The 23,658-nt window shown below is 47.1% G+C and carries 19 protein-coding genes and 1 pseudogene; 9 read left to right on the top strand and 11 right to left on the bottom strand.

Translation table 11 applies throughout. The features are described 5' to 3' along the window. Positions 1-512: 512 nt before the first annotated feature. Genes ABY436_RS07965 through ABY436_RS07955 form a run of 3 tightly spaced genes read right to left on the bottom strand, consistent with a single transcriptional unit; the run spans position 513 to position 4,576 of the window. Complete coding sequence (locus ABY436_RS07965) at positions 513-2,099, bottom strand: biotin carboxylase (protein ID WP_372738448.1); 1,587 nt, start codon at positions 2,097-2,099, stop codon at positions 513-515. A gap of 51 nt (positions 2,100-2,150) precedes the next feature. Continuing rightward, positions 2,151-3,122 (bottom strand): C45 family autoproteolytic acyltransferase/hydolase, encoded by a 972-nt coding sequence (locus tag ABY436_RS07960; protein ID WP_372738447.1) that lies wholly within the window; start codon positions 3,120-3,122, stop codon positions 2,151-2,153. Beyond that, positions 3,119-4,576, bottom strand: coding sequence for an amidase (locus ABY436_RS07955; RefSeq protein WP_372738446.1), 1,458 nt, complete (start codon positions 4,574-4,576; stop codon positions 3,119-3,121). Before ABY436_RS07955 ends, ABY436_RS07960 begins: the two co-directional genes overlap by 4 nt. A 160-nt stretch (positions 4,577-4,736) precedes the next feature. On the opposite strand from ABY436_RS07955, the gene ABY436_RS07950 reads away from it, so the two are divergent. The 4 genes from ABY436_RS07950 (at position 4,737) to ABY436_RS07935 (ending at position 8,653) form a co-directional block, all read left to right on the top strand. Further along, complete coding sequence (locus ABY436_RS07950; protein ID WP_372738445.1) at positions 4,737-5,144, top strand: hypothetical protein; 408 nt, start codon at positions 4,737-4,739, stop codon at positions 5,142-5,144. A 501-nt stretch (positions 5,145-5,645) separates the two neighbouring features. After that, positions 5,646-6,662: a TRAP transporter substrate-binding protein DctP gene (dctP, locus tag ABY436_RS07945; RefSeq protein ID WP_372738444.1), complete on the top strand. Its 1,017-nt coding sequence runs from the start codon at positions 5,646-5,648 to the stop codon at positions 6,660-6,662. Beyond that, positions 6,662-7,189 carry a TRAP transporter small permease subunit gene (locus ABY436_RS07940; protein ID WP_090723163.1) on the top strand — a complete coding sequence of 176 codons (528 nt, stop codon included), beginning with the start codon at positions 6,662-6,664 and terminating at the stop codon, positions 7,187-7,189. Before dctP ends, ABY436_RS07940 begins: the two co-directional genes overlap by 1 nt. A 141-nt stretch (positions 7,190-7,330) precedes the next feature. Next, complete coding sequence (locus ABY436_RS07935; protein WP_372738443.1) at positions 7,331-8,653, top strand: TRAP transporter large permease subunit; 1,323 nt, start codon at positions 7,331-7,333, stop codon at positions 8,651-8,653. Positions 8,654-8,747: 94 nt separating this feature from the next. On the opposite strand, the gene ABY436_RS07930 is transcribed toward ABY436_RS07935, so the two are convergent. The 3 genes from ABY436_RS07930 to ABY436_RS07920 form a co-directional block, all read right to left on the bottom strand. Further along, a complete protein-coding gene (locus ABY436_RS07930) occupies positions 8,748-10,289 on the bottom strand; it encodes a tripartite tricarboxylate transporter permease (RefSeq protein WP_372738442.1) in 1,542 nt (513 codons plus the stop codon). A 4-nt stretch (positions 10,290-10,293) separates the two neighbouring features. Beyond that, entirely contained in the window at positions 10,294-10,767 is a 474-nt protein-coding gene (locus ABY436_RS07925) for a tripartite tricarboxylate transporter TctB family protein (RefSeq protein ID WP_090723171.1), read from the bottom strand. A 134-nt stretch (positions 10,768-10,901) separates the two neighbouring features. After that, a complete protein-coding gene (locus ABY436_RS07920; RefSeq protein WP_372738441.1) occupies positions 10,902-11,888 on the bottom strand; it encodes a tripartite tricarboxylate transporter substrate binding protein in 987 nt (328 codons plus the stop codon). A 241-nt stretch (positions 11,889-12,129) separates the two neighbouring features. Between ABY436_RS07920 and ABY436_RS07915 the strand changes: the two genes are divergently transcribed. Together ABY436_RS07915 and ABY436_RS07910 are read left to right on the top strand one after the other, a co-directional pair. Continuing rightward, the gene (locus ABY436_RS07915; RefSeq protein ID WP_372738440.1) at positions 12,130-13,743 is read left to right on the top strand and encodes an ATP-binding protein; all 1,614 of its coding nucleotides are present in this window, start codon (positions 12,130-12,132) and stop codon (positions 13,741-13,743) included. Positions 13,744-13,804: 61 nt separating this feature from the next. Beyond that, on the top strand, positions 13,805-14,494 hold the full coding sequence (locus tag ABY436_RS07910; RefSeq protein ID WP_372738439.1) for a response regulator: 690 nt from the start codon (positions 13,805-13,807) through the stop codon (positions 14,492-14,494). A 136-nt stretch (positions 14,495-14,630) separates the two neighbouring features. Here ABY436_RS07910 and ABY436_RS07905 read toward each other — a convergent pair. Continuing rightward, a pseudogene (locus ABY436_RS07905) lies at positions 14,631-16,130 on the bottom strand (CoA-acylating methylmalonate-semialdehyde dehydrogenase). Between the two features lie 185 nt (positions 16,131-16,315). Here ABY436_RS07905 and ABY436_RS07900 point away from each other — a divergent pair. Beyond that, positions 16,316-17,200: a LysR family transcriptional regulator gene (locus ABY436_RS07900; RefSeq protein WP_372738438.1), complete on the top strand. Its 885-nt coding sequence runs from the start codon at positions 16,316-16,318 to the stop codon at positions 17,198-17,200. Positions 17,201-17,210: 10 nt separating this feature from the next. Here the strand turns inward: ABY436_RS07900 and ABY436_RS07895 are convergent, their stop codons facing one another. The 4 genes from ABY436_RS07895 to ABY436_RS07880 all read right to left on the bottom strand — a co-directional run bounded on the left by ABY436_RS07895 (position 17,211) and on the right by ABY436_RS07880 (position 21,803). Further along, positions 17,211-18,875 (bottom strand): formate--tetrahydrofolate ligase, encoded by a 1,665-nt coding sequence (locus tag ABY436_RS07895; RefSeq protein ID WP_372738454.1) that lies wholly within the window; start codon positions 18,873-18,875, stop codon positions 17,211-17,213. A 211-nt stretch (positions 18,876-19,086) separates the two neighbouring features. Next, positions 19,087-20,280, bottom strand: coding sequence for a YbfB/YjiJ family MFS transporter (locus ABY436_RS07890; protein WP_372738437.1), 1,194 nt, complete (start codon positions 20,278-20,280; stop codon positions 19,087-19,089). A 143-nt stretch (positions 20,281-20,423) separates the two neighbouring features. Next, entirely contained in the window at positions 20,424-21,023 is a 600-nt protein-coding gene (locus tag ABY436_RS07885) for a 2-hydroxychromene-2-carboxylate isomerase (protein ID WP_372738436.1), read from the bottom strand. Between the two features lie 48 nt (positions 21,024-21,071). Continuing rightward, positions 21,072-21,803, bottom strand: a complete 732-nt coding sequence (locus ABY436_RS07880) for an SDR family NAD(P)-dependent oxidoreductase (protein ID WP_372738435.1) — start codon at positions 21,801-21,803, stop codon at positions 21,072-21,074. A 105-nt stretch (positions 21,804-21,908) separates the two neighbouring features. On the opposite strand from ABY436_RS07880, the gene ABY436_RS07875 reads away from it, so the two are divergent. Together ABY436_RS07875 and ABY436_RS07870 are read left to right on the top strand one after the other, a co-directional pair. Then, the gene (locus tag ABY436_RS07875; protein WP_372738434.1) at positions 21,909-22,781 is read left to right on the top strand and encodes a LysR family transcriptional regulator; all 873 of its coding nucleotides are present in this window, start codon (positions 21,909-21,911) and stop codon (positions 22,779-22,781) included. Positions 22,782-22,953: 172 nt separating this feature from the next. Beyond that, positions 22,954-23,631 carry a haloacid dehalogenase type II gene (locus tag ABY436_RS07870; RefSeq protein WP_372738433.1) on the top strand — a complete coding sequence of 226 codons (678 nt, stop codon included), beginning with the start codon at positions 22,954-22,956 and terminating at the stop codon, positions 23,629-23,631. Positions 23,632-23,658 lie beyond the last annotated feature (27 nt).

The raw sequence follows: 23,658 nt of genomic DNA, 5'->3' as shown, positions 1-23,658 counted from the left end.
TATTGACGAGCCGATACATAAGGCTGGCTGTGGAGACAGATGATTTTACGTAATAGTATCTCCCGCTTACCTGACTAGTAGACAACAGCGTTGTTTGTCATCATCGTCATATTTAAGACAACAATGACGGAGCAGTGGCATGACCAACAGCCGCTATGATTTTCGTTTTGGAGGGCTTACTGATAGCGGCTCTGCGAAATGTTATTTTCTCTCTCAACAATCTTTTAAAGGTATTGTGTGGGAGTTGAAGAATATTATCGAGCGTGCGAGATTGTATTGCGTCATGATGACCAGATCGATGCTGAAGTTATCCACCAATGCTTGAATTTTCTGCCAGTGCGGAATGCCCTGACTGGAGAAGATCATAGCGCCATTCGAACATCCAGATAAAGGGCGTGTGGCTGATATTGCCGGTTGCAGTCTGCGTACGCTATATCGCAAGTTGGATTAGTGAGCTAAAAAAAGCGGCCTTCTCATAAAGGCCGCTTTTTGATTGTCACCTGTTGAAACGATCAGATCATTTTGCGCACATTGTCGGTTGGAATGTACGGTACTTCCAGTTCCTCCAATGCTTTATATTCAAACTCAGCGTTGATGGCTCTTATCCACTGATGCGCGCGAGGTAACAGTTGGCGGTCATCGCTTTGCATTCTTCCGCGTGCCACAAGAATACCCATATCTGCGCCTAGGTATGCGTAATCACCCGCATCATAAACACGCAAGTAAAATGCATCCTGGTTATCGCTGACGTTATTCCAGTCGATGCTGTTACGAACAAATTTAATCTCGCCATTATCGAGCATGCGCCAGATACCGGAGCGTGGCGCTTTTGTGATCAGGCGTACCTGATCTTCGGTATGTTTGAGTACTAACTGTGTCCAGCTGCCAAAATCCGCCCAGCGCTTTTGAATTTCATCAACGTCGATCTCAAAGTCGACATCCATAAATTCAAGCAGGTGGAACAGCATTAACGGAATGCCGCCGTACTTTGATGTCACCAGGTTGGTTAGCGGGCTGGCTCCACTGATGCGTGGATTGATCTCACCAAGATAGACTTCGCCGTCATCCGTATCAACCAGGTAATCGAAACAAAAGGTGCCCCGGTAGCCATTCTCATAAAGCTTGTCACCCATCGCCTTAACCATGCTGATGATTTTTTCGCGCTGTTCTCCTTCCAGGAGTTCAGGGAATATATCATTACCGCACCAGCCGCCTTTATACGGTGTTAGTTCTTTGTAGCCGGTAATATCGGTTTGCAAAGGCCCCACCATAGTGCCGCAGCGGGTTGCAACCGCTTCAACTGTGCCCGGGATGTGGTTGATATACTTCATCACCTTGAGTGTTTCACCGATCACTTTTTTGGCGACCTTGTCCCACTCTTCCTGGTTGCTGATGAAAAATGTGGTTTTTCCAGAGTCCCCATAAGGTGTTTGAACGACTAATTTTTCACCCAGATTATTTTTTTCAGCCAGGGCGCGTAATTCGTCATAACTGGACGCTTGCACATCGACAATGTTGGGTGCGCTGGCTACCCCCGCCTCATTGGCGAGCTGGGTGGTGACAATTTTGGAGTCCAGTCGTTTACGTAGCTCCGCTGATGGTAAAGCAATCTCGACACCGAGTTGTTTAGCAATCTCTTCGGTTTTCTCATCAAACATGACAGTAAGAATTTTACCTTTACCGCCGTTTCTCTGAAAAAGATCGACGGACTCTTTGTGGCTCAGCAGGTAGTTCACCATATCTTCCATGGACTGAAACTCGCGTTCCGTATTCTGCTGGGGGTTGGTCACACGAAAATGACCACCATCGAAAGAATCAAAGTGAGAAATGTATTTGAAACCTTGAATCCATTGGCCCAAACCAAGAATGTTATAGGCGGTTGGCGATACAAAGTAGATGGGCGTGGTGTTTTTGCGGAAAAAACGGTAAATATCTGATAAGCCGCGAAGTTTTTCTGGCTCGCTCATGATGAGGTCCTCATTATTATTTTTTGAAGGTAAGGTTATTAGTTCTTCCGGGTCTTTAGTGACACGCGATGGGAAAACTGATCTGAAAAGACCATTGGCTATTGATGTTATATTACGTAACAGTCTGGCCATACTGTTCCTTAGATACTCGTTAAGCAATGGATCAGAAGCATAGCAGCGTTGCTAGGCATAATGAATATCCATTGATTGTTCCGGAAAGTGGTCGAAAGTCAAGTATAGGTTTTGGTGCGGCCAAACATAATTTACATACCCTTGTGTGGGGTTATAGACCGCTGTATACAAGGTGCCTGATTGTTGGTTTCCATGCTGACGATACAGCGGCGGATGCAAGAATTGAGTAATGGTATCTGAGAGTGAGTAATCGTTGTTCGCTACTAACCAATTCAGTGTATCTAGTCTGGTGGTTGAATCTTCAAGGAACAGGGGCTTGCCATCTTTGATATGTGTCTGATGATTGGTTGAGGTGGTTTGCCGGGTAACATGGGGTGCCTGGTCAGGGGCTATAAAAACCGTTGCATGGTTTCCTGATTTATCGAGTAACGCAATATTGTAATCAAGATGCACTGGTACTCTGTTAAATACGGCAATCGCTTCATCTACTGTGCTACAGGTTTCCAGCACATAGCGCACAACGATAGTGATACCAAAACCAGAACCTTCGATAAGGCGGCCACCGTAGTTGATTGACACAACCAGGCCGGCATCGTTGATTCCGTCGAGTGCGCCCCATACGCAATCAGTCATCGCTATAATTTTTTTGTCGATCCATTGGCTGCTCAGAATCGTACCTTCACAAAGGAAAGCAGGGAAATCGTAGTTGCGGATCAGTACAGATTGTTCTTTTTTATAAATCAGTTGGGAACAGGCAGAATAGAATGTGGGTGGGCAATACAGACTTAAAAAACGTGCCTGCAAGTCATCGCAGTCTAACAACTTGATAATTTGATGATAAAGAGGAACGAGCTCAGGCATGTGTTTTTCTAATGCAGATACACATTGCAGATAACTGGGACGTGCTTCTTCGCCTTCATCCAGATACCAGGCGCGATAAGCGGGCCAGCCTTTTTCAAAAAGCTGGCTAAACTTATCACCTGGAACTGCCTCGCTTATGACATCAAACTCAAGGTTTTTCACGTAGCTCGTGTCTCCGGCCCTGTTTGCGGCTTTGTGAGATCATTACTCTCCAGCGATTCTTTTAGGGAATCTTTTGGGGAGTTATCCCAACCAATCAGGCTTTCCAGGTGCTCAGCTATATCCAGTACAGCGGCATCGCTGCCCAGAGGTCCTGAAATCTGAATGGATAATGGTAGCCCCTCATCACCTAACCCCATGGGCAACGCGCAAGCAGGCATACCGGTCAGATTAGCATCATAAAGGAAAGAAACCCAGTCGAGCCAAGGATTGGTGATTTTAGTAGAGCCGATATATTTAGGGTAGCGACGTGTATGTTTGAATGCCTCAAGTCCTAACGTCGGTGTCAGGAAGAATGAACTGGCGTTTCTTTCAAACATAGCCATGTAAGCCGCGTGAATGACTGCCCTGTGTTCTTCGGCTGCATTAAATTCATCCTCTGTGAGGCTTGCGCCAAAGTGCAGCGTCTCCAGTGTTCCTTTTTCAAGGCCTTTGAGAGGAGTTTTTTTCTCCTTCTGAAAGCTCCATGAGTCGTAGTGTGCCGATGTTGCCCAGGCTACGACTGATGACGGGAGGTGTGGGTGATCATGAACGATTTCTGCACCAGCGACTTCCAGCAGATGAAGGACTGCGCGGAAGGTTTGGCGAACATCATCATCAACCGGGGCGATACCTAAGTCTTCAGAGACGATAATTTTTTGTCCCACCAGCGGGAGAGGGTGTTGCGCATGTGCTGCCAGAGCATCCAGATAGGCATTATCTGTATTATTAGCGGCAACAACAGAAAACATCAGTCGGGCATCAGCAACGCTGCGTGTCATGGGGCCATAGGACACAATGGTGCTCCATGAGGGAAAACAGGGTTCTCTTGGTACGGCTTTGAAAGACGGTTTGAATCCGACGATGCCACAAAAAGCAGCGGGGATACGGATAGATCCGCCTCCATCACCGCCCAGTGACATCGAGCCTGCTCCGGCGGCGACTGCTACGGCCGAACCACCTGAAGATCCGCCACTTGTGCGCTCAATGTTCCAGGGATTAGACGTTACGCCATAGAGTTCTGACGATGTAGTTCCGGTTAAACAGAACTCAGGGCAGGTTGTTTTAGCAAAAATAACAGCCCCGGCTTCTTCCAGCCGCTTAACGGCTGCACTGGTGCTGTGAGGAATAAAGTCTTGTTGGGTTCTGGAGCCATTAGCACAGGGCACGCCTTCAAGCCATTGCGAGTCCTTAATAGTGATGGGCAGGCCGCATAATGGTCCGCCCAGTCCTTGGGCTAATAGTTCGTCAGCATGAGCCGCTGCCTTGCGTGCGCGCTCATATAGTTTTATAGAGAAGGGGTTATATGTCTCTGCAACATGCTCTGCGTGCTGGATGGTTTGTTCTAGCAGCTCTACCGCTGAGATATGGTGAGCACGAAGATCAGAAAGTAATTCAACGGCTGTTTTATTGCTCACATTCATAAGGTGTCCTTCATCATACTTGTTGGATAGGCTCTTCACTGGCCGGTAAAAGTGGATATTTGCGTAGGGTTTATTACGTCGTAATCAGTTGTCGAGCCGTACAGCATGAACCATAATGTATGACCATCTTTCCGAAAAAGCAACAACATGACTCATGATGACCGATAATGAGAGTTTAGAAACTTACCTGCAAATTGCCGGAGTGATTACTCAGGCGGAACTTCCCATTGTTCGCGGGCAGGGACGAATAGGAGATTTTGCTGTCGCCTACCGTATCTACAGGAATAAGCAAGGTGGCGGTTTTGGTGATCCCGATAAGCATCCGTTTGCCTGGGCTGCGCTGGTTTATGTTGATGGTTCACCGTTACGCTTAAACAGTGCCCGGGGGTGCTGCCGGGAGTGGTCGACTTTGGATCGTGTAGGCCAGTGGATGTTAGCTAACGGTTTCAAATATTGGTGGACACGCAATGATATTGAGCCAGGAAACGGCGAGTTAATTGATGTGGAGGGTGAGCTGGATAGCGAAGTGACCATTGATGCTCAAGGCTTTCCTGAGTTTTAAATCTCTGGTCGCTTCTTCAGTCTTTATAGAGGTGTAAATAATCCGCTACCTTTCAAAGCCGTACTTAAATTCGTAAGATCCTCGTCCTCTTTCTTCCTGATGTTCAATATATTAAACATTAATTGATATCGGTTGCATTTGAATTTCCAGGGGCAATAATCATTGCAAAAGGTAAGGCTTTTCTTGTTTTTTACTGCGTATCACTATTTTTTCATTCAAAAACAATAGTTTGTCGCGGTTATAATAAAAAATTCTTTTCATTAATTTAGTTTTGTCTAATAAATAAAAGTTTCTTCGTAGTAGGTCGATAGACTAAATATCGAACGACTGTAGCTTTTAATTTACACTAAACGGTGTTAAAAATACTGCGTAACTACCCGGTAGCCGATAGGAACGTTATCAGAGAGCTTCTGTTAGAACCTAAATAGAATGTGCTTTTACGATTCCTGAAACTCGCTGCTAATAAGCTATCAGAACTTATGAAATGAAAGGAATAAGAGAGTGAAAAGAAGAGACTTATTGAAAGCAGCTGCCACCGGTATCGCTGCAGCACCGCTCGCCCTATCAGCAACTTCTGCACATGCCGGCGATAAAGTTAACCTGAGAATGCAAACATTATACGGAACAGAAACTGATGATCTGTATAAAGCCTTCGCCAATGATATTAAAACCAGCTCGAACAAAAGTGTGCGTATCACACGTTTCCGTGGAAGTGAGCTCGTGCCTAATGACCAGATGTTAGATGCCGTATCTAAAGGTACGCTGGATATGTGTCAGGGTTATGGCGGTTATTGGGCTGGTCAGTTGGATATTGCTAAAATTGAAAGTGGTATTCCGGGCGCATGGACAAGCTTTGATGAAGCAATGTACCTGCACCAGACTAAAGGTCTTGGTGATCTGCTGACAGAAGCTTATGCCGAAAAGGGCGTGCATTATTTAGGGCCTGTGTTTGGTGGCCCATACGATTTGCTGACAACTAAGCCTGTTAAAAGCTTAGATGACCTGAAAAACATGAAGATCCGTGCGACGGCAACTGTTGCGGCGATTCTTGAAAAATTTGGTATTCCGACGGTATACCTGCCTAGCCAGGAGCTGTACATCGCACTCTCTACCGGTGCAATTGATGGTGTCATCTACGGCGGTTCACTGGAATACAAAGCACTCAAGCTGCACGAAGCGGCTAAGCACTATACCTACCTGAACATGATCAACCCTGGTTATGCTGATGGCATGCTGATCAATAAGAAAAAGTGGGATTCTCTGGCGCCGGATCAGCAAAAAGTCATCGAACTAGCCACTGCTAAACATGCGACTAATATGCACGCCTGGAATGTTAACGGCTGTTTGGATGTGAATGCTGAGGGTATCTTTGAGTTTGCGTCTTTGCCTGCTGAAGATTCTAAAGCGCTGACGGTAGCCGCCATGGATATCTGGGCAGAGGAAGGTAAAAAGTCTGCGCGTAACGCTAAAGCGATTGAAGCGATTATCGCAACAGCGAAGGCTACCGGGAGAGCTTAATGTCAAAACTTTCTCAATATCTTGCTTTTCAAGACAGGGTATCTGAGTGGGTTGGCAAGAGCATCTCCTGGATGTGCCTTGCCATGATTGCTGTACTTGGCTATGAGGTGACGGCACGTTATTTATTTAACAGCCCTACCTCATGGGCACATGAAAGTACCACGATGTTATATGGTACTTTCTGCATACTGGCAGGTGTCTATACTCACAGACACCACGGCCATGTGAAAAGTGAAGTGATCTATAACCTGTTCTCAGTTCGCACCAGAGCAATTATGGACGTGATAACCGGCACACTTGGTTTAGTTGTATTCGGCGTTTTCTTTGTGATCACCTTTAACTACGCTGCGGAGTCATGGGCGATTAGAGAGGTATCTTCAAAGAGTACCTGGGCGCCAATTGTTTATCCTTTCAAATCCGTTCTCCCTCTGGCTATAGCCCTAATGATGTTGCAAAGCTTAGCTGCCTTGATTCGTAGCCTGGTGGTTGCTCTGGGTATGCCAGCGGAAGCAGAAAGTGAGTCCTGAGTAGCGTCCTACTTGGCTGATTTTTGAATGGGTTGATAGCTCTGTAAGTTTTTTATATCTGTTATTTTTTCAAAGAGCCTTACTTAACAAGGGTCTGATAAGAATTGTGCAGATGTATACTGAAAAAACGAAGGTGTATCCGTGTTAGATCTAGATCCTTTATTGGTTACCTCAGGCATGTTTTTGTCCATGCTGGCTCTATTGGCGATGGGCGCCCCGTTAACCTGGGCGTTATTGACCGTAGGCACAGGTTCAGCCTATTTTCTATGGGGGCCTGCTGGCCTCGAATTAATGGCCAACAGTGCTTTTTCGGCGATGGATAACTTCCTGCTGGTGGCACTCCCGATGTTTATTTTTATGGGGTTAATGCTGCAGCGATCCGGTATAACCGATGACCTGTTTGAGATGATTAACAAGCTGATGGGCGGTGTTCCCGGTGGCCTGGGAATGGGCACAGTGATTGTATGTGCGATTATCGCCGCGCTGGCGGGAGTATCAGGTGCAGCAACCGTCAGTTTAGGTATCATCGCCTTACCTGCAATGCTTAAGCGAGGTTACGACAAGAAGCTGGTTACCGGTACTATCATGGCGGGTGGCGCGTTAGGTTTTTTGATTCCTCCCAGCGTATTGATGATCGTTTATGCATTTCTTGCCCGGGAGTCGGTCGGTAAATTGTTTGCAGCAGGTTTGATGCCGGGTTTAATGTTGGCCGGCATCTACATGCTTTATATCTTCCTGTTTGCCGTCAAAAATCCGGAAAAAGCCCCTTCAATTCCTCTGGCTGAGCGTGTTAATGGTTTTGATAAGATAAAAGCACTCAAAGCATTGATTCTGCCGGGTCTCCTTATCGGTACGGTGTTGGGCTTTATTGTCGGTGGTATTACATCACCGTCGGAAGCATCAGCGGTGGGTGCGGCGGGTTCCATTTTATGTGCGGCTATCTATCGCACATTGAATATCAAGATGCTTAAAGAAGTACTTATGAGCACCACTCAGTTAATGGGTATGTTGATCTGGATTACCGTGGCGGCTGTATTTTTCAGTAAGGTCTATATTGGTTTGGGGGCAGGTTCTCTGCTGACTGAACTGGTAGAAGATTCGAACCTTTCGCCTTACTGGGTCATTATCGCGATGCTGGTAACCTACTTCGTGCTGGGTATGTTCCTTGATGATTTTGCGATTGTCTTTATTACCGTACCTTTGTTTGTACCTATTGTTCAGGAGCTGGGATTTGACACAGTGTGGTTCGCCGTATTGTTTATTATCAGCATGCAAACGGCCTATCTCACGCCCCCCTTTGGGTATAATCTCTTTTATATGCGATCGGTGGCGCCTCCGTCCATTACTATCTATGACCTGTATAAAGCGGTAGTTCCGTTTATTATTCTGCAGGTGATTGGTCTGGGGCTTGTTGTTGCTTATCCACAGATTGCGCTGTGGTTGCCGGGCGTGATTTTCGGGTAGTTACGCTTAATGCCAAAAAAGCTCACAGCATTGATTATCAATGCTGTGAGCTAAGCTTAGTTGGATTAAGCAATCTTAATAAAGAAGTGTGTGATTACCCCTCACCTTCATTGATGGCTGCTTCCGGACCACGAACAGCTTTACGCTTGTTCAGTCGTTCCAGAATGGGTGGTAAACATAGCATAAGAATGGCCGCTATCATGATGCCTAGTGTTAATGGCCGTTCCCATAAAAACGCAAAGCTACCATCTGAAATCACCAGCGCCCGGCTGAGGTTGATTTCCATGAGCCCGCCCAGAATATAACCGAGCAGCATGGGTGCCATCGGGAATTCCAGTAGCTTCAGCAGGAGCGCAATAACGGTAATAACCACCATCATATGGATATCAAAGGTGTTGAAGCTCACCAGATAGACACCCGTGATTGAGAAGAACAGGATCAGAGGAATTAATATCGGACGAGGAATGGTCAATAATTTCGAAATATAAGGGATCAGGGGTAAGTTGAGAATCAACAGTACCAGGTTACCAAAATACATCGAGATAATGACTGACCAGAATACATCAGGATTATCAACAAACAGGCGAGGGCCGGGTTGTACGCCAGCAGCAATCAGGGCGCCTAACATAATCGCGGTGGTGCCTGATCCTGGGATGCCGAGTGTCAGCAGGGGTACGAATGAACCTGTTGAGGCCGCATTGTTGGCCGTTTCCGGCGCTGCCAGGCCGCGTAATGAGCCTTTACCAAATTTAAGTTTTTCTTTTGCGGATGCAATGTTTCGCTCAAGCCCATAAGCAAGAAAAGAAGCAATAGTCGCACCAGCACCGGGAAGAACACCGACAATAAAGCCAAACACAGAAGAGCGGGCGACAGTCGGTGCGACATGTAATATCTCTTCTTTACTCAGCTTCATGCTACCGAGTTGAGCCATATCCAGCTGTGCATCTTTTTCTTTGTGCTTTCCATTGAGGATAGTCATTACCACTTCAGCGAGCGCAAACGTCGCCATCGCTAGCAGAAGGAAGCTAATGCCGTCGATCAGGTCAATGCTGCCGAAGGTGAAGCGGGGAACACCAGAGGTTTTATCGGTGCCGACCGTGGCTATCATCAGACCAAAAACAGTCATAATCATCGCTTTAATGACCTGCCCTTTACCTGAAAAAGCAGCAACAGCGGTCAGGCCTAAAACCATAAGGGCGAAATAGTCGGTAGATTGAAAGCTCAGGGATACTGCAGCTAAGGCGGGTGCGGCAATGAGTAATGCTATTGCACCAATGGTTCCACCGATAAAGGAGCTGTATGCCGCTAAAGCCAGTGCTTTGCCTGCTTGTCCTTGCTGTGCCAATGGGTAGCCATCAAATGATGTTACAACGGTACTCGCGCAACCGGGTGCATTGATAAGAATAGAGGAGGTCGAACCGCCAAATACCGCACCGTAATAAACACCGGCCATCAGAATGATGCCTGATGCAGGGTCGATGCCGTAAGTAATCGGGATCATTAAGGCTACCGCTGAGATGGGTCCCAGTCCTGGTAACATGCCGATGAATGTTCCAGCGAAGCAGCCGACAACAACCATCATTAAATTAAAGGGCATAACAGCCGTTGATAGGCCGGTGAAGATTCCGTCTAACATTAGCTTATCCTCCGAATAGTTGTGTGTAGAGTTGCCCCGGAGCCAGATAGACATCCAGCAATTGGGTAAGGGCAAACCAGATCCCGATAGCAAAGGGAACCGACGCTAACAACAGCATTTTGGGACGACGCTCGCCGAGTAACCAATATCCACCTACTAAGAAGAATACGGTTGCTAACAAAAATCCAACCCACTCCAGTGCTAATGCAAACAGCACCACAAGTACGAGTAGCTTGGCGACCAGCACAAAGTCATACCCGCGCAAGCTAAGTTTATGGTTAAGGTCTGATTTAGCGGTGATGAGTAGTGCCAGTGAAAGCCCTCCCCCCAGAATTGCTAAGGCGTAAGGTAATGTCTGCGCATGGAACGGTTCATACTCATCACCGGGCAGTAGTGCAATATCGCCGGCGTAGTAACCGTACGTGACGGATAAACACAGGAATATAAGTCCACCAATATGGTCTTTGGTAAAAATCATGGGGTACTCCGGACGGCGGAACTCTCCGCTATGTGGGGTAATAGAGATGTCGGGCCAGGCACTGTTTTTCTGTCAGCGACCATGGCCCGAAGATTTTGAAGAGTGACTACTTCATTCTGTAGAGAGGCTTGTTACTACAGAAAGCCGAGCTCGCGCATCAAGTCGCCTATCTCTTGCTCTTGCTGTTCAAGGAAGCTCACGAACTGTGCTCCGGGCTTGAAACTCTCTACCCAGCCGTTACGGGCTCTGACTTCTTCCCATTCATTGGTTTGGTACATTTTTTCAAGGGAGTCGATAAATTCATTTTTCTGTGTTTCAGATATGCCTGGTGCTGCAAAGAAGCCGCGCCAGTTTACAAACGATGCGTCATAACCTAATTCTTTCAGAGTGGGTACACTTGGATCTGCGTCATTACGCTCATCTCCGGTCATTGCCAGAATGCGTACTTCACCTGCGGCAGAGAGCGTCAGCGCTTCGCTGAAGCCGGTAGAAAGAATTTGTGTTTCGCCTGACAGTAGTCCGGCCATTGCTTCTCCGCCAGCATCATAAGCGACGTAGCGTACTTTGGACGGGTCGCCGCCAGCGGCTTTAAATGCCATTGCAGCGACTAAATGATCCATGCTGCCCCGCGCTGAGCCACCGGATATTTTCACTGAGCGATTATCTTTTTTGAAGTCTTCTATAACTTGCGTAAAGCTGGTGTATTCAGAATCATTTTTGACAACAAAAGCACCAAAATCTCCTATGGTCGCGGCAATCGGTGTGAGATCCCGAAAAGACTGAGGGAACACTTTGGAGAGCGAGCGGATGACGATTGGCGTTGAATTCACCATTAATGTGTCTTGCTTTTGCGTAGCCGTTTCAATCAGATGCGCAATGGCTTTACCGCCGCCGCCGCCTGACATGTTCTCGTAAGAGATTGTGGAAACAAGGCCCGACTTAGACAGTGCTTCACCTGTACCGCGTGCGGTTGAGTCCCAGCCGCCGCCAGCACCACCCGGTATCAGGAAGTGGATGCTTTCTGTTGCTGAAGCGCTCAATGAAAAACCGGCGGTCAGGCAAGTGGTTAACACTGCGGCCATGAGAGCCGAACGTTTTTTAGGAGTTGGTTTGCAGAACATAAAAATTACCTCGATGCTGTTTTATTTCTTGTTATGATGGGAGCAGGATAATTGTTCAACTGGCTTTGTTAAAGGTTATGAGTTTAAAAGCTTTTTAAAATTTTTAATTCTTTTTGTGCATACTGTTCACGGGTGTTGAAGTTGTTGCCTGATTACTATCTCACCAAAGGGCTGAAATATAAAGACCAGTAGACCTGCTCACTTACCTGGTTTATTGATAAGAGCCACCTGGGTAAAAACCATGAAATTACTGAGTCGTTTAAAGCTCAAAACGCGAATGATTCTTGTGTTGGGGCTGATGGCCCTATTACAAACCGGGTTGCTGGGTGCTTTTGCTGTGCAATACCTGCACCAGTCTCTGGAAGAGCAGATAGGCGAAAGGGCATTGCATGTTGCTAAGACGATTGCTGCTGTTCCGCAAATTTCAGAAGCTGTTGCTCGTGGCGATACCGATGCACTGCAGCCGATTAGTATGCTGTTGGCAAAGAAAACACAGGCCCGCTTTGTGGTTATCGGTGATAAAAACGGTATTCGTTTGGCGCATCCCAACCTGGAAAAAGTAGGTTTGTCGATGGCCGATGATGAAGGTGATGATAGTGCTCTCGCATTGAAACAAGGAAAAGGCTACATTTCAAAAGACTTAGGTAGTTTGGGCTGGTCGATGCGCGGAAAAGCACCGGTATTTGCGAATAATGATCGTGATGTTATTGGCGTGGTTTCGGTGGGTTATCATCTTGATCGGGTTGATGAAATTATCAGCGACTATCGATTAACGCTGATGGTTGTCATAGCGCTCTCGTTATTGTTGAGTGCGATTATTGCTGTTTGGTTTGCCAACCACTTTAAAAAAGCAATATTTGGTCTGGAGCCTGAACAGATAGCGAGATTATTTGATGAGCAAAAAGCCACATTGGAGTCTGTTCGTGAGGGCATTATAGCGATTAATAATAAAGGAAAAATTACTATTTTTAATCGTAATGCTATTAAAACCCTTGGGCTTTCAGAAGATACACAGTTAATGGGCAGGTCAATCGAAGAAGTATTGCCCGGTAGTGCGATGCTAGAGATTCTTAAAACAGGAAAACCACATTTTGACTATGAAGTATGGCTGCAGAATCATAGTCTGATTGTAAACCGTATCCCCTTAAAGCAGGGAGATCAGATTAGCGGCGTCGTTTCGAGTTTTAGACGAAAAGATGAGCTTGATCAGGTGAGTAAAAAATTAACCCGTATTCAGCAGTATGCCGACGGTCTGCGTAGCCAGGCACATGAATACTCTAACAAATTACATACCATTGCCGGCTTGATTCAGTTAGATGCTAAAAATGAAGCACTGGCGTTTATCGGGCAGGAGACACAAGAGCATCAGGAACTAATTCGTCTGCTGCTTGAGGTGGTGCCTGATCCGGTGTTGGCAGGGTTTTTCTTAGGTAAATACAATCGTGCCAGAGAACTCGGTTTGCGTCTGGTTATTGATCCGGAAAGCAAAATGACAGAGTTACCAGAATATTTGCCCAGAGAGCAATTGGTGAGTGTGCTGGGTAATCTAATTGATAATGCCCTGGAAGCGACTTTGCGACATAAAGGTGCGGGTGGGATGGTTAAGGTGTCGATGACTGACCTGGGAAATGATCTTATATTTGAAATAGAGGATCAGGGCGCGGGGATCTCCTTGCATCAGCAGCAGCAAATCTTTGAAAAAGGCTTTACCAGTAAGACTGAGATGGGCCACGGTATCGGTCTGCATCTGGTCAAAGGTCTGCTGGAAACGCTGGGAGGTACTATTATGCTGGAGAAAGGCGAGGAAGAAGGAAGCCGTTTTATTGTGTACCTGCCTAAAATAAGAAAGGGCTGAAAGAAGAAAGGGCTGAAAGAAGAAAGATCTCCAATATGAAAACTTAAAATAAGAAAAAAATATGAACTTGATACGTATCGTCATCGCTGAAGATGATCAACAAATAGCAGAGATACAAAAGCGCTTTCTGGAGCGAATAGCCGGCTTTGAGCTTGTCGGTATTGCCCATAGTTTAGAAGATGCAGAAGATCTGATTGACGTATTGCAGCCTGAGCTCTTGCTACTGGATATACACTTTCCAACAGGGACAGGGCTGGATCTATTACGTAAATTACGTGCCAGAAACAGCAGTGTCGATGTGATCCTTGTCACTGCTGCAAAAGAGGTGGATTCTCTTCGGGAAGCGTTACATGGCGGAGTGTTTGATTACATTCTTAAACCGTTAGTCTTTGAGCGTTTACAGGAAACGCTGGATCGATATCATCAGCATTTGGAAAAATTCCAAGCCATGCAAACTCTGGGGCAAAGTGATGTCGATACTATTTTGCCTTACAGCACTACAGCAACGTCTAATGACGGTTTGGAAACTCGTCTGCCAAAAGGCGTGGATGCCCTGACATTAGAAAAGGTACGAAGCGTTTTCAGTACGCATTCTGATGCGTTGAATGCAGAAGAGGTCGGTGAATATATAGGCGCCAGTCGCACCACCGCGCGTCGCTATTTAGAATTTCTGGTGAGCAATAATGAGCTATCGGCAGAAGTCAGCTACGGAAGTGTCGGCAGGCCTGAAAGGAAATATAAAAATATTTAAGGTGGGTAGTGGTTTTAAGGCATCGAAGGATTTTGTCTTGGTTGCTGCGTGTAACAAGCGGAGGGTTCTCCCTCCGCTGTCATAGTTCTCTTACCAGAATCGATTGCCAGTATCGCTTACTGGCAATCAACGCCGCTTACTTCATAGAAATCGTCGTGTGGACTTTGTCAGACGTTGTGCCAGGCTCAAACCAGCGAGCTGATACGGTTTTCGTCTGAGTCCAGAACTGAACTGCTTGTTGACCGTTAGGCCCTAAATCACCGAGTTTAGACGCACGTGATCCCGTAAAGCTGAAGTAGGCAACCGGTACCGCGATTGGAATATTGATACCCACCTGTCCTACATCAACGTTATTTTCGAACCAGCGTGCGTTCCAGCCTGAGTTGGTAAAGATAGCCGTACCATTACCGTTTTCATTGGCATTGATAATATCAGTAGCGCTCTCCAGATCATCAGCGCCCATCACGCACATCACCGGACCGAAGACTTCCTGAGTATAGATATCCATGTCGGTCGTGACATCTGCAAACAATGTAGGACCGACAAAGTTGCCCTTTGGATAACCTTCAACGCTGACACCACGGCCGTCGAGTAATAACGACGCTCCTTGCTTAACACCTGTTTCAATCAGGCCTTCAACACGTGCTTGTGCCTGGGGAGAAACTAATGGTCCTAAGTCTGCTTCGCGGTTACTACCAGGGCCGACGATCATACTTTTAGCGCGTTCCACCATTTCTGGCAGCCATTCACGCGCTTCACCCACTAAAATAACAACGGAGTTGGCCATGCAGCGCTGACCTGCCGCGCCAAAACACGACCCAAGCATATGGTTGATCGCTTGATCTTTATTGGCATCAGGCATGATAACGGCATGGTTTTTTGCACCCATCATGCACTGTGCGCGTTTACCGCTGTTGCTGGCACGCTGATAAAGGGATGTGCCGACATGAGTTGAACCGATAAAAGACAGCGCCTTAACATCAGGGTGCTCTGCCAGACGGTTAGCGACATCGGCGCCACCGTGAACAACATTCAATACGCCCGCCGGAACACCTGCTTGCATTGCCAGTTCTACCAAACGCATTGTCGATGTCGGGTCCTGCTCAGAGGGCTTGAGTACAAAGGTATTACCGCATGCGATGGCTATCGGGAACATGAAGCAAGGCAGCATAATCGGGAAGTTAAAGGCGGTAATACCGACACCGACGCCCAGTGGCTTGTTTAACGTATATACATTGACGTCACCCGCAACATTGTCAGCGATCTCGCCGAGCTGGATTTTAGTGACCATGCAGGCATTTTCGATAGCTTCCAGTCCTCGACCGACTTCACCTTCAGCATCAGGCAGTGTCTTGCCGTGTTCCAGACTAATTAGCCCGGCGAGTTCTTTGGTGTTGTCGCGAACCAGTTGTTGGAAACGCAACATAATGGCCTGGCGTTTGGCGACTGATACTTAGCGCCAGCTTTTGAAGGCTTCTTTTGCACTAGCGACAGCAGTGTCGACCTCATCAAGCGTGGCAAACGGTACTTTGGCAACAACTTCCTGAGTGGCGGGGTTGAGCACATCAACCCAAATGCCGCTGGTGGTTTCAACTTTTTCGCCGTTAATAATCATTGCTACATGGGGAATGCTCATTATTACCTCCAGAGAGATCGTGAGTAGATATCTGGTTTATGTTGCACTGCATATAAAGATGCATTTCTGCAAGCAGTGTATATTAATTGATATCTAGGATAGCGGCAGGGTATCGTGTAAACAATAGACAGTATGGCAATGCGCCCTTGCAAAATTGCAAGCCTCTGATCACAAAGAGAATAGATATGAACTGGGATGATTTAAAGGTCTTTTTAGAAGTCGCGCGAACTGAGAAACTATCACAAGCGTCTAAGCGCTTAGGCATAGATGCGTCGACGGTTTCACGCCGTTTACACCGCTTGGAAGATCAGTTGGCTACTCAGTTATTTGATCGTAGTGCCGAAGGCCATAGTCTGACCGAACATGGCCAGTTACTCTTACAGACTGCCCGCGATATGGATCAGCGGGCACAAGCGGCCAATGATATTTTGCAAGGTAAAAACTTAGAGAATCAGGGTAAGGTACGGCTTGGCGTCACAGAAGCTTTTGGTAATGACTTTATTGCACCGGAGTTGGTGCAGTTCTGTCAGCAGTATCCGCAGATCATTATCGACCTGTTGCCGTTACAGCGTTTTGTAAAATGGTCTCACCAGGAAGTTGATATTGCCGTCACGATTGAAAAGCCGCCGAATACCTCGCTGGTTGTCGCCAAGCTATGTGATTATCGCCTTAGTATGTACGCTTCTGATGATTATCTTGCGCGTTCGCAGCAGATCAATGTCGTTGAAGATATCTACCATCATCCGCTCATAGGCTATGTTGATGACCTGGTGTTTAGTGACCAGCTCTCCTATCTGGAGCGCTTACTTCCCAACTCAAATCCATGCTTTCGAAGTACCAGTGTCGTGACGCAGTCAATAGCGGTTCGTGAAGGTCTGGGGCTGGCGATACTGCCTTGCTTTTTAGCTCGCCGACATCCTGATTTGATACCGGTATTAGCGCAACAGACGAGTATCGTGCGGACTTTTTGGATTGCAGTCCATCCCGAACAAAAAAAGCTCGCCCGGGTAAATAAGGTTTGGCAGCACTTGAAAAATCACGCAGCGATGAATGCCTCTGTTTTGATGTGAAACTGCTTGGTTACTTTAATCCTACAATAATGCCGTTTTCCAGTAACCTGATACTATTGGCGGCAGGTATTTTAGGTAGTCCCGGCATACGCAGAATTTTTCCGGTCAGGATGACTAAAAAGCCCGCACCTGAGTTAATTTGAATTGAGTTGACAGTGACCTCAAAGTCTCGCGGTCTGCCATGTAACTCCGGGTCGTCCGATAAAGAGCTAGGTGCTTTTGCAATGCACACGGGAAGGTGGGTGAGCCCTAGTTTTTCGACCTGTTTGAGATCTTTTTCTGCATCTTTTGAAAATGCCACATCATCTGCACCGTACATGGCTTTAGACACGGCACGCACTTTTTCTAATACGCTGGCGTCCAATTCATAGAGAGGTTTGAAGGGGCTATTTTTTTCAACAGATGCCATGACTGCTTTGGCTAATCCGATTGCTCCTTTGCCACCCTTGGCGTGATGATTTGTTTCGGCAAAAGCAACGCCATATGCTTCGCAGCGTGCGCGAATCAAAGCAATTTCTGCATCGGTGTCGGTAGCGAATCGATTCAGGGCAACGACGGGGTGCTTATTAAATAATTCTACACTCTCTATGTGCTTATCGAGGTTTCCCAGGCCTTCTTTTAGTGCCACCAGGTCCTCGTTTTCCAAGTCGTTTATATTTTTTCCACCATGCATCTTTAATGCCCGTACAGTGGTGACCAGTACGACTGCATCCGGATCTAATTCGGCTATTCTGCATTTAATATCAAAAAATTTTTCGGCACCTAAATCAAAACCAAAGCCGGCTTCTGTGATCGCCCAGTCGGCGTAGTGCATCGCCATTCGCGTGGCGATTACACTATTGCAACCATGGGCGATATTGGCAAAGGGGCCTCCATGTACAAAGGCTGGCGTACCTTCAAAGCTCTGCACTAAATTAGGTTGTAAAGCGTCACGAAGCAACGCCATCATTGCTCCTGTAATTTCTAATTGTGCGGCATAGACGGGGTCTCCCTGGTACGTGAACCCGATTAAGGTACGGTCCAGTCGCTGTTTTAAATCATTAGCGTCATTCGCTAAACACAACATGGCCATCACTTCAGAGGCAGCGGTGATATCAAATCCGCCTTCGCGAGGGATACCCTGCATCTTGCCACCAAGGCCCAATACTATTTTCCTCAGGCTGCGGTCGTTCATGTCCATGACGCGGCGCCACACGATTTGGCGAGGATCGATGCTTAACTCGTTGCCTTGATAGATATGATTATCCAGCGCCGCAGAGAGTAAATTATTAGCACTGGTGATGGCATGAAAGTCGCCGGTAAAGTGTAAATTGATGCGATCTGCGGGCATTATCTGACTATAACCACCGCCCGTTGCTCCACCTTTCATACCCAGACACGGACCCAGCGAGGGTTCGCGTAGTGCCATACATACCGATTCATTCAGCTGAGTGAATGCCTGGCCCAGTCCGATGGTGGTGGTTGTTTTTCCTTCTCCGGATGGCGTCGGGGTTGTTGCTGAAACCAGAATCAGCCTGCCCTTTTTTTTACTGGGAGTGGTTAGTGCTTTTAAATTCACTTTTGCGATATCACGGCCATAAGAATAAAGATATTGTGCATCAATCCCAAGTGCTTCGCTGATGTCGGTAATAGGCTGCGGCGTAAACTGTTGCGCTATTTCTACATCTGTAGCCATGCCTTTAGTCATAACAGTCTCCTTGGCTTTTTTCTTATGTATTCAGCCCGTGTATCACTGATTTAATATTGAAAAATTGATGCGCAACCAAGAGTAAACTTATCTATTTTGATGCCCGGTAAACGCAATAACGTCTATGCAAGGTATCACTTTTTTTGAAAATTACATAAAGCGTTCAACGCACAGATCCGAAAACAGATCAGTTTCTGCGTTAGGGATGGGCTAGCTGAACTTGCTTTATTTTGGGCTCTAGAGACTTGAGCGTTACCAGTAGAACACTGCCAAACGCCATGACAATTGCTGCCATATAGAGACCATCGTTATAGTTTCCACTTTCTTCAGCGAGCAACCCGGCGATGAGGGGACCAATAATCTGGGCTACGCCGAAAGATAATGTCATCTTGCCCATCATTTTTGCCGGACGGGTTGGATAGTATCGTCCAGCCATGGTCAGCACCAAACAGACCATGCCACTGAAGGTAGCACCAAAGAGGATCGCACCTGTCATAGTGAAAATTAAGTTGGGCTCAATGACGGGTAGCAGTATTCCAAGAATCTGAAGTATGCTGGCGCTGATCAGTGCGTTGAGTAAGCCTATCCGACGTGCGATCAGGTCCCAAATAATAGCACTAACTGTAGCGCCCACGCCCATTGCCATAAAGGCCCATACCCCTTTGCCTTCCAGGCCTGGCAATTGATCAACAATAGCGACGATAAAGGTAGCGCTGACCACATAACCAATACCCGCACAAAAATAAGCGACTAAAAACACACGCATAAAAACCGGGCCAGGCGGAGAGTCGATCATCGTTTCACCGCTACTGGTGACTTTTGTTGAGTCCGGCGGTGGGAGCCATACCCAGGCGGGCAGCATAATCACTAAAGCAATAACGGTAAATAGCAGCCATTGCTGGCTCCAGTCAAAGTATCCGCTCATCAGCTCGACAGCAATCGAGCATAAGACCATTCCCAAGCCTACACCGCCGAAGGTAATCCCTAACTCACTGCGATAGCCGTTACGAATCAGCCAGTTAAGAATCAATCCCCCGCCCAGCAACATGCCTGCAGCGCAACTCAACCCGGCCAGAAACCGAAACAGGGACCAAAGCCATATATTCTCTGTTAACCCCATACCCGCGGTCGTGATGACCGCAACCACCAGCCCTATGCGATAGAGCCGGTCTTTAACAGACAGATCACTGATCATGGTGGCAACCAGCGCGCCACACAGGTATCCCAGGTAATTAACCGCGGCTAACCATCCTCCTTCAGCCACGCCCAGACCTGCTTGCTGTTGCATGATAGGCAGCAACGGGGTGTAGGCAAAACGAGCCACACCCATGGTGAGTATCAGACTGAACACACCGGCGCTAAGAATTTTGAATCGTTGGATATTGCCGTTCATACATTTCTCACTGGATTAACACAGTTCACATCGTCACAGCAATTTTCCACTCAATCCGTTATTCAATGCGGCCATCGGGGGTATACCGATCCCGGCTAACAACATAACCAGTGAATATGTCAGGGAGTTATTCATTGTTGATCTCATGGTTTAACTTTGTCAGTCAGCGCTCTTTCGACCCAATCTACACGATCTTGTCCGAAATAAATGTCGTCACCAACAAACATAGTCGGAGCACCAAATACCCCACGAGCTGCGGCTTCTTGCGTCGATGTGATCAGCGCTTGTTTAACCTCTGGCCGGGTGATCGCTTGCATAACGGTGTCGGCATCAAAACCCGCTTTATTAAGGGTATCGATGAGGACGTCTGCAGAGGACAAATCTTTTCCTTCAGCCCATGCGGCTTGATACATAGCCTGGTTGTACTCTTCAATCCGGTTTTCTGATATGGCCCAAAGAGCACCGCGCATTGCGTTAACCGTGCTGAAAATAAAATGTGGATTGAGTGTGTAAGGAATACCGTAGTATTCAGCGGTTCGGGCAAAATCAATTTTAATCCACTCCCATTTTGCCGGTACCGTCACCGGAGCAGTGTTACCCTGGGCTTTGAATACACCGCCTAACAGCATCGGCTTGTAATTAATTTTAGTGCCGGTTCGCGTGCAAATCTCTTTTAATCGCACGAGGGCAAAATAGGAGGCAGGGCTAATAAAGTCGTAATAAAAATCAATAGTTTTACTCATTTAATCTTCCTCACTTAATGTTATTCAGATGATATTTGAACGATATGATCACCATGTTTCTGCATAGGGGCGAACATCCTGCTCGAATGTCCATGTACTGCGGGGTTGGTTATGAATCTGCCAGTAAACTTCGGCCAGGTCATCGGGTTGAATAATGCCGTCCTTTCCTTTGCTGGCAAATAAATCCGGCAGGAACGCTTTGGTGGCTTCGTTTTCGATCAGTCCATCAATGACCACATGGGCAACATGAATGCCCTGAGGGCCCAGTTCTCTGGACATGCATTGAGCGAGCGCTCTTAAGGCGTGCTTACCACCGGCAAAGGCTGCAAAGCCACTGCTTCCGCGTAAGCTTGCCGAGGCTCCGGTAAAAATGATGCTACCTTGCTGACGAGAGATCATTTTCCTGGCGACTTCCCGGCCGACCAGAAAACCGGCAAGGGCGCACATTTCCCAGACTTTACGGTACACCCTGGTTGTCGTTTCAGTGATGCTGAAGCGTACATTTCCGCCAACGTTAAATACTGCAACACTGATCGGGCCTAGTTCTGATTCCACTTTATCAATCAGTTCGGTTACCTGTGTTTCATCGCGTGCATCCGAATGAAACGCGGTAGCTTCAGACCCCATTGCCTGAATATCACTGACCAGAGTGTGCAGATCACCACGGCGACGGGTAGCAACGATATAATAACCTTCTCTGGCGAAACGCCGTGCGATCGCTGATCCCAGATGATCACCGGCTCCGATAATCAGTGCGATGGGTCTGTTACTCGTTGTCATCAGCGACTCCTCATTATCATTTTGTTAACTTGTAAAAGGGTAAAGCTCTATTTAGAATAAATAAAATCGATTATTTCTATCGTTACGATAACTAGTGGTTATGATATGGAATTACAACAATTACGCCTTTTTCTGGCCGCCGCAGAATCAGAGAGTTTTACGCGCGGTGCTGAGCGGGCCTTTGTCTCACAACCGGCGCTTTCTGCTTCAATTTCTAAGCTAGAAGCCGAAATGGGCGTTAAGTTATTTACCCGCAATAAGCGTAACGTCGTATTAACGCCGGCCGGAAGGATGCTGTTGAAACGCGCAGAAGTTATTGTAGATGAATGTTCCAGGGCCAAAGATGAGCTAAGACGCCATGATGAACTACGCGTTCTCAGGCTGGGGGTGATCAATACACTATCGATCCATTACGTTACCCGTTTGGTGGAGCAGTATCGCCGGGAAAATCCGGGCTTGGTTTTAAATGTAACGGATGCCAATAGTCTGAACATTGAAAAGCTGGAGCGAGAAGAGCGTATTGATCTGGCATTGACGATATTGCCGCCCCCGCCCCTTAGCAGCCGGAAATTTGTGTATGACAAAGAGCTGTTCAGTGAAGCCTATGTGGTCGCTATGTCGCAAGACCACCACCTGAGTAAATCTCCTTCGCTGAGCATCGATGACCTGATTAAGGAGCCGTTTATTTCCCGTTCTCACTGTGAACACCGACGGGTGATTCAAGAGCTGCTGAAGTCACGCAACGTACGGCTGAACTCCATCTATGTGACCGATCAGGATGACAGGGCACTGGCACTGGTTAAAGCCGGTATCGGCATCGCGATTGTGCCCGAGCATTGCAGGTCAGCCGGAATAAGGACCTGCCCGCTGGTAGAGTCGAAACAAAAAAGATCGATAGGCTTTATGTGGGGTCAAAGTGAAAACAAGGATGAAATTACACGATTTGTTGATTTCGCCAGTGCTATCCGCTGGGATTAATTTTTTAACGATCTTTAGATCGCAGCAGGGCTAACAAAGCCTTGATTGAGCGCTTTATTGCCAGGTCATGAGTTTTTTTGCACTGAGTTAATATTTCAACCAGAGGGTTGACCCGCATTGTACTGATAAGTACGTTAGTTACACACTTTGTTCACACGTTTGACCGGAGGTAATGATGACAATTACATTGGCATTTGATGTATATGGAACCCTGATTAATACCCACGGGTTGTTGACTCAACTTGAAGAGATGATCGGCGATAAAGCGCAGGCATTCTCGAATACCTGGCGAGAAAAACAATTAGAGTATTCATTCCGTAGAGGGCTGATGAAAAGTTACCTTCCCTTTTCTGAATGTACCCGTAGCGCGCTGGAGTACGCCTGCAAGTTACATCAGGTAGACATGAGCTCAGATCAGAAGTCCGGATTGCTATCATTGTATGCGGTACTGCCGGCTTTTCAGGATACCCTGAATGGATTGGCAGCGTTGAATCAAGATCAATTCCGCCCTTATGCATTTTCCAATGGTACTGAAGCTGCGGTTCGAAAACTCCTTCAACACTCAGGTACTGAGCAGTACCTGCTCGATATTGTCAGTGTGGATTCCCTGAAAACCTTCAAGCCTGATCCGGCAGTATATGACTATTTTTTACAACGCAGCGCATCGTCCAAAGAGCAAAGCTGGCTAATATCCAGTAACCCTTTTGATGTTATCGGTGCTCTGAATTTTGGTATGAAAGCCGCGTGGGTTAAGCGCAGTGAATCCTCATTGTTTGATGACTGGGAGGTGACACCGACACTGGTTGTTGAGTCTCTGGAGCGGATTGGCGATCAGATCCTGAAAGCCTGAACCCTCGCCAATCAGTAGTTCAGGCTG

The organism is Neptunomonas sp., from assembly GCF_041601355.1.
In the GTDB taxonomy this organism is placed as follows: Bacteria; Pseudomonadota; Gammaproteobacteria; order Pseudomonadales; family Balneatricaceae; genus Neptunomonas.
This window is presented reverse-complemented; position numbering and strand designations above follow the sequence as displayed.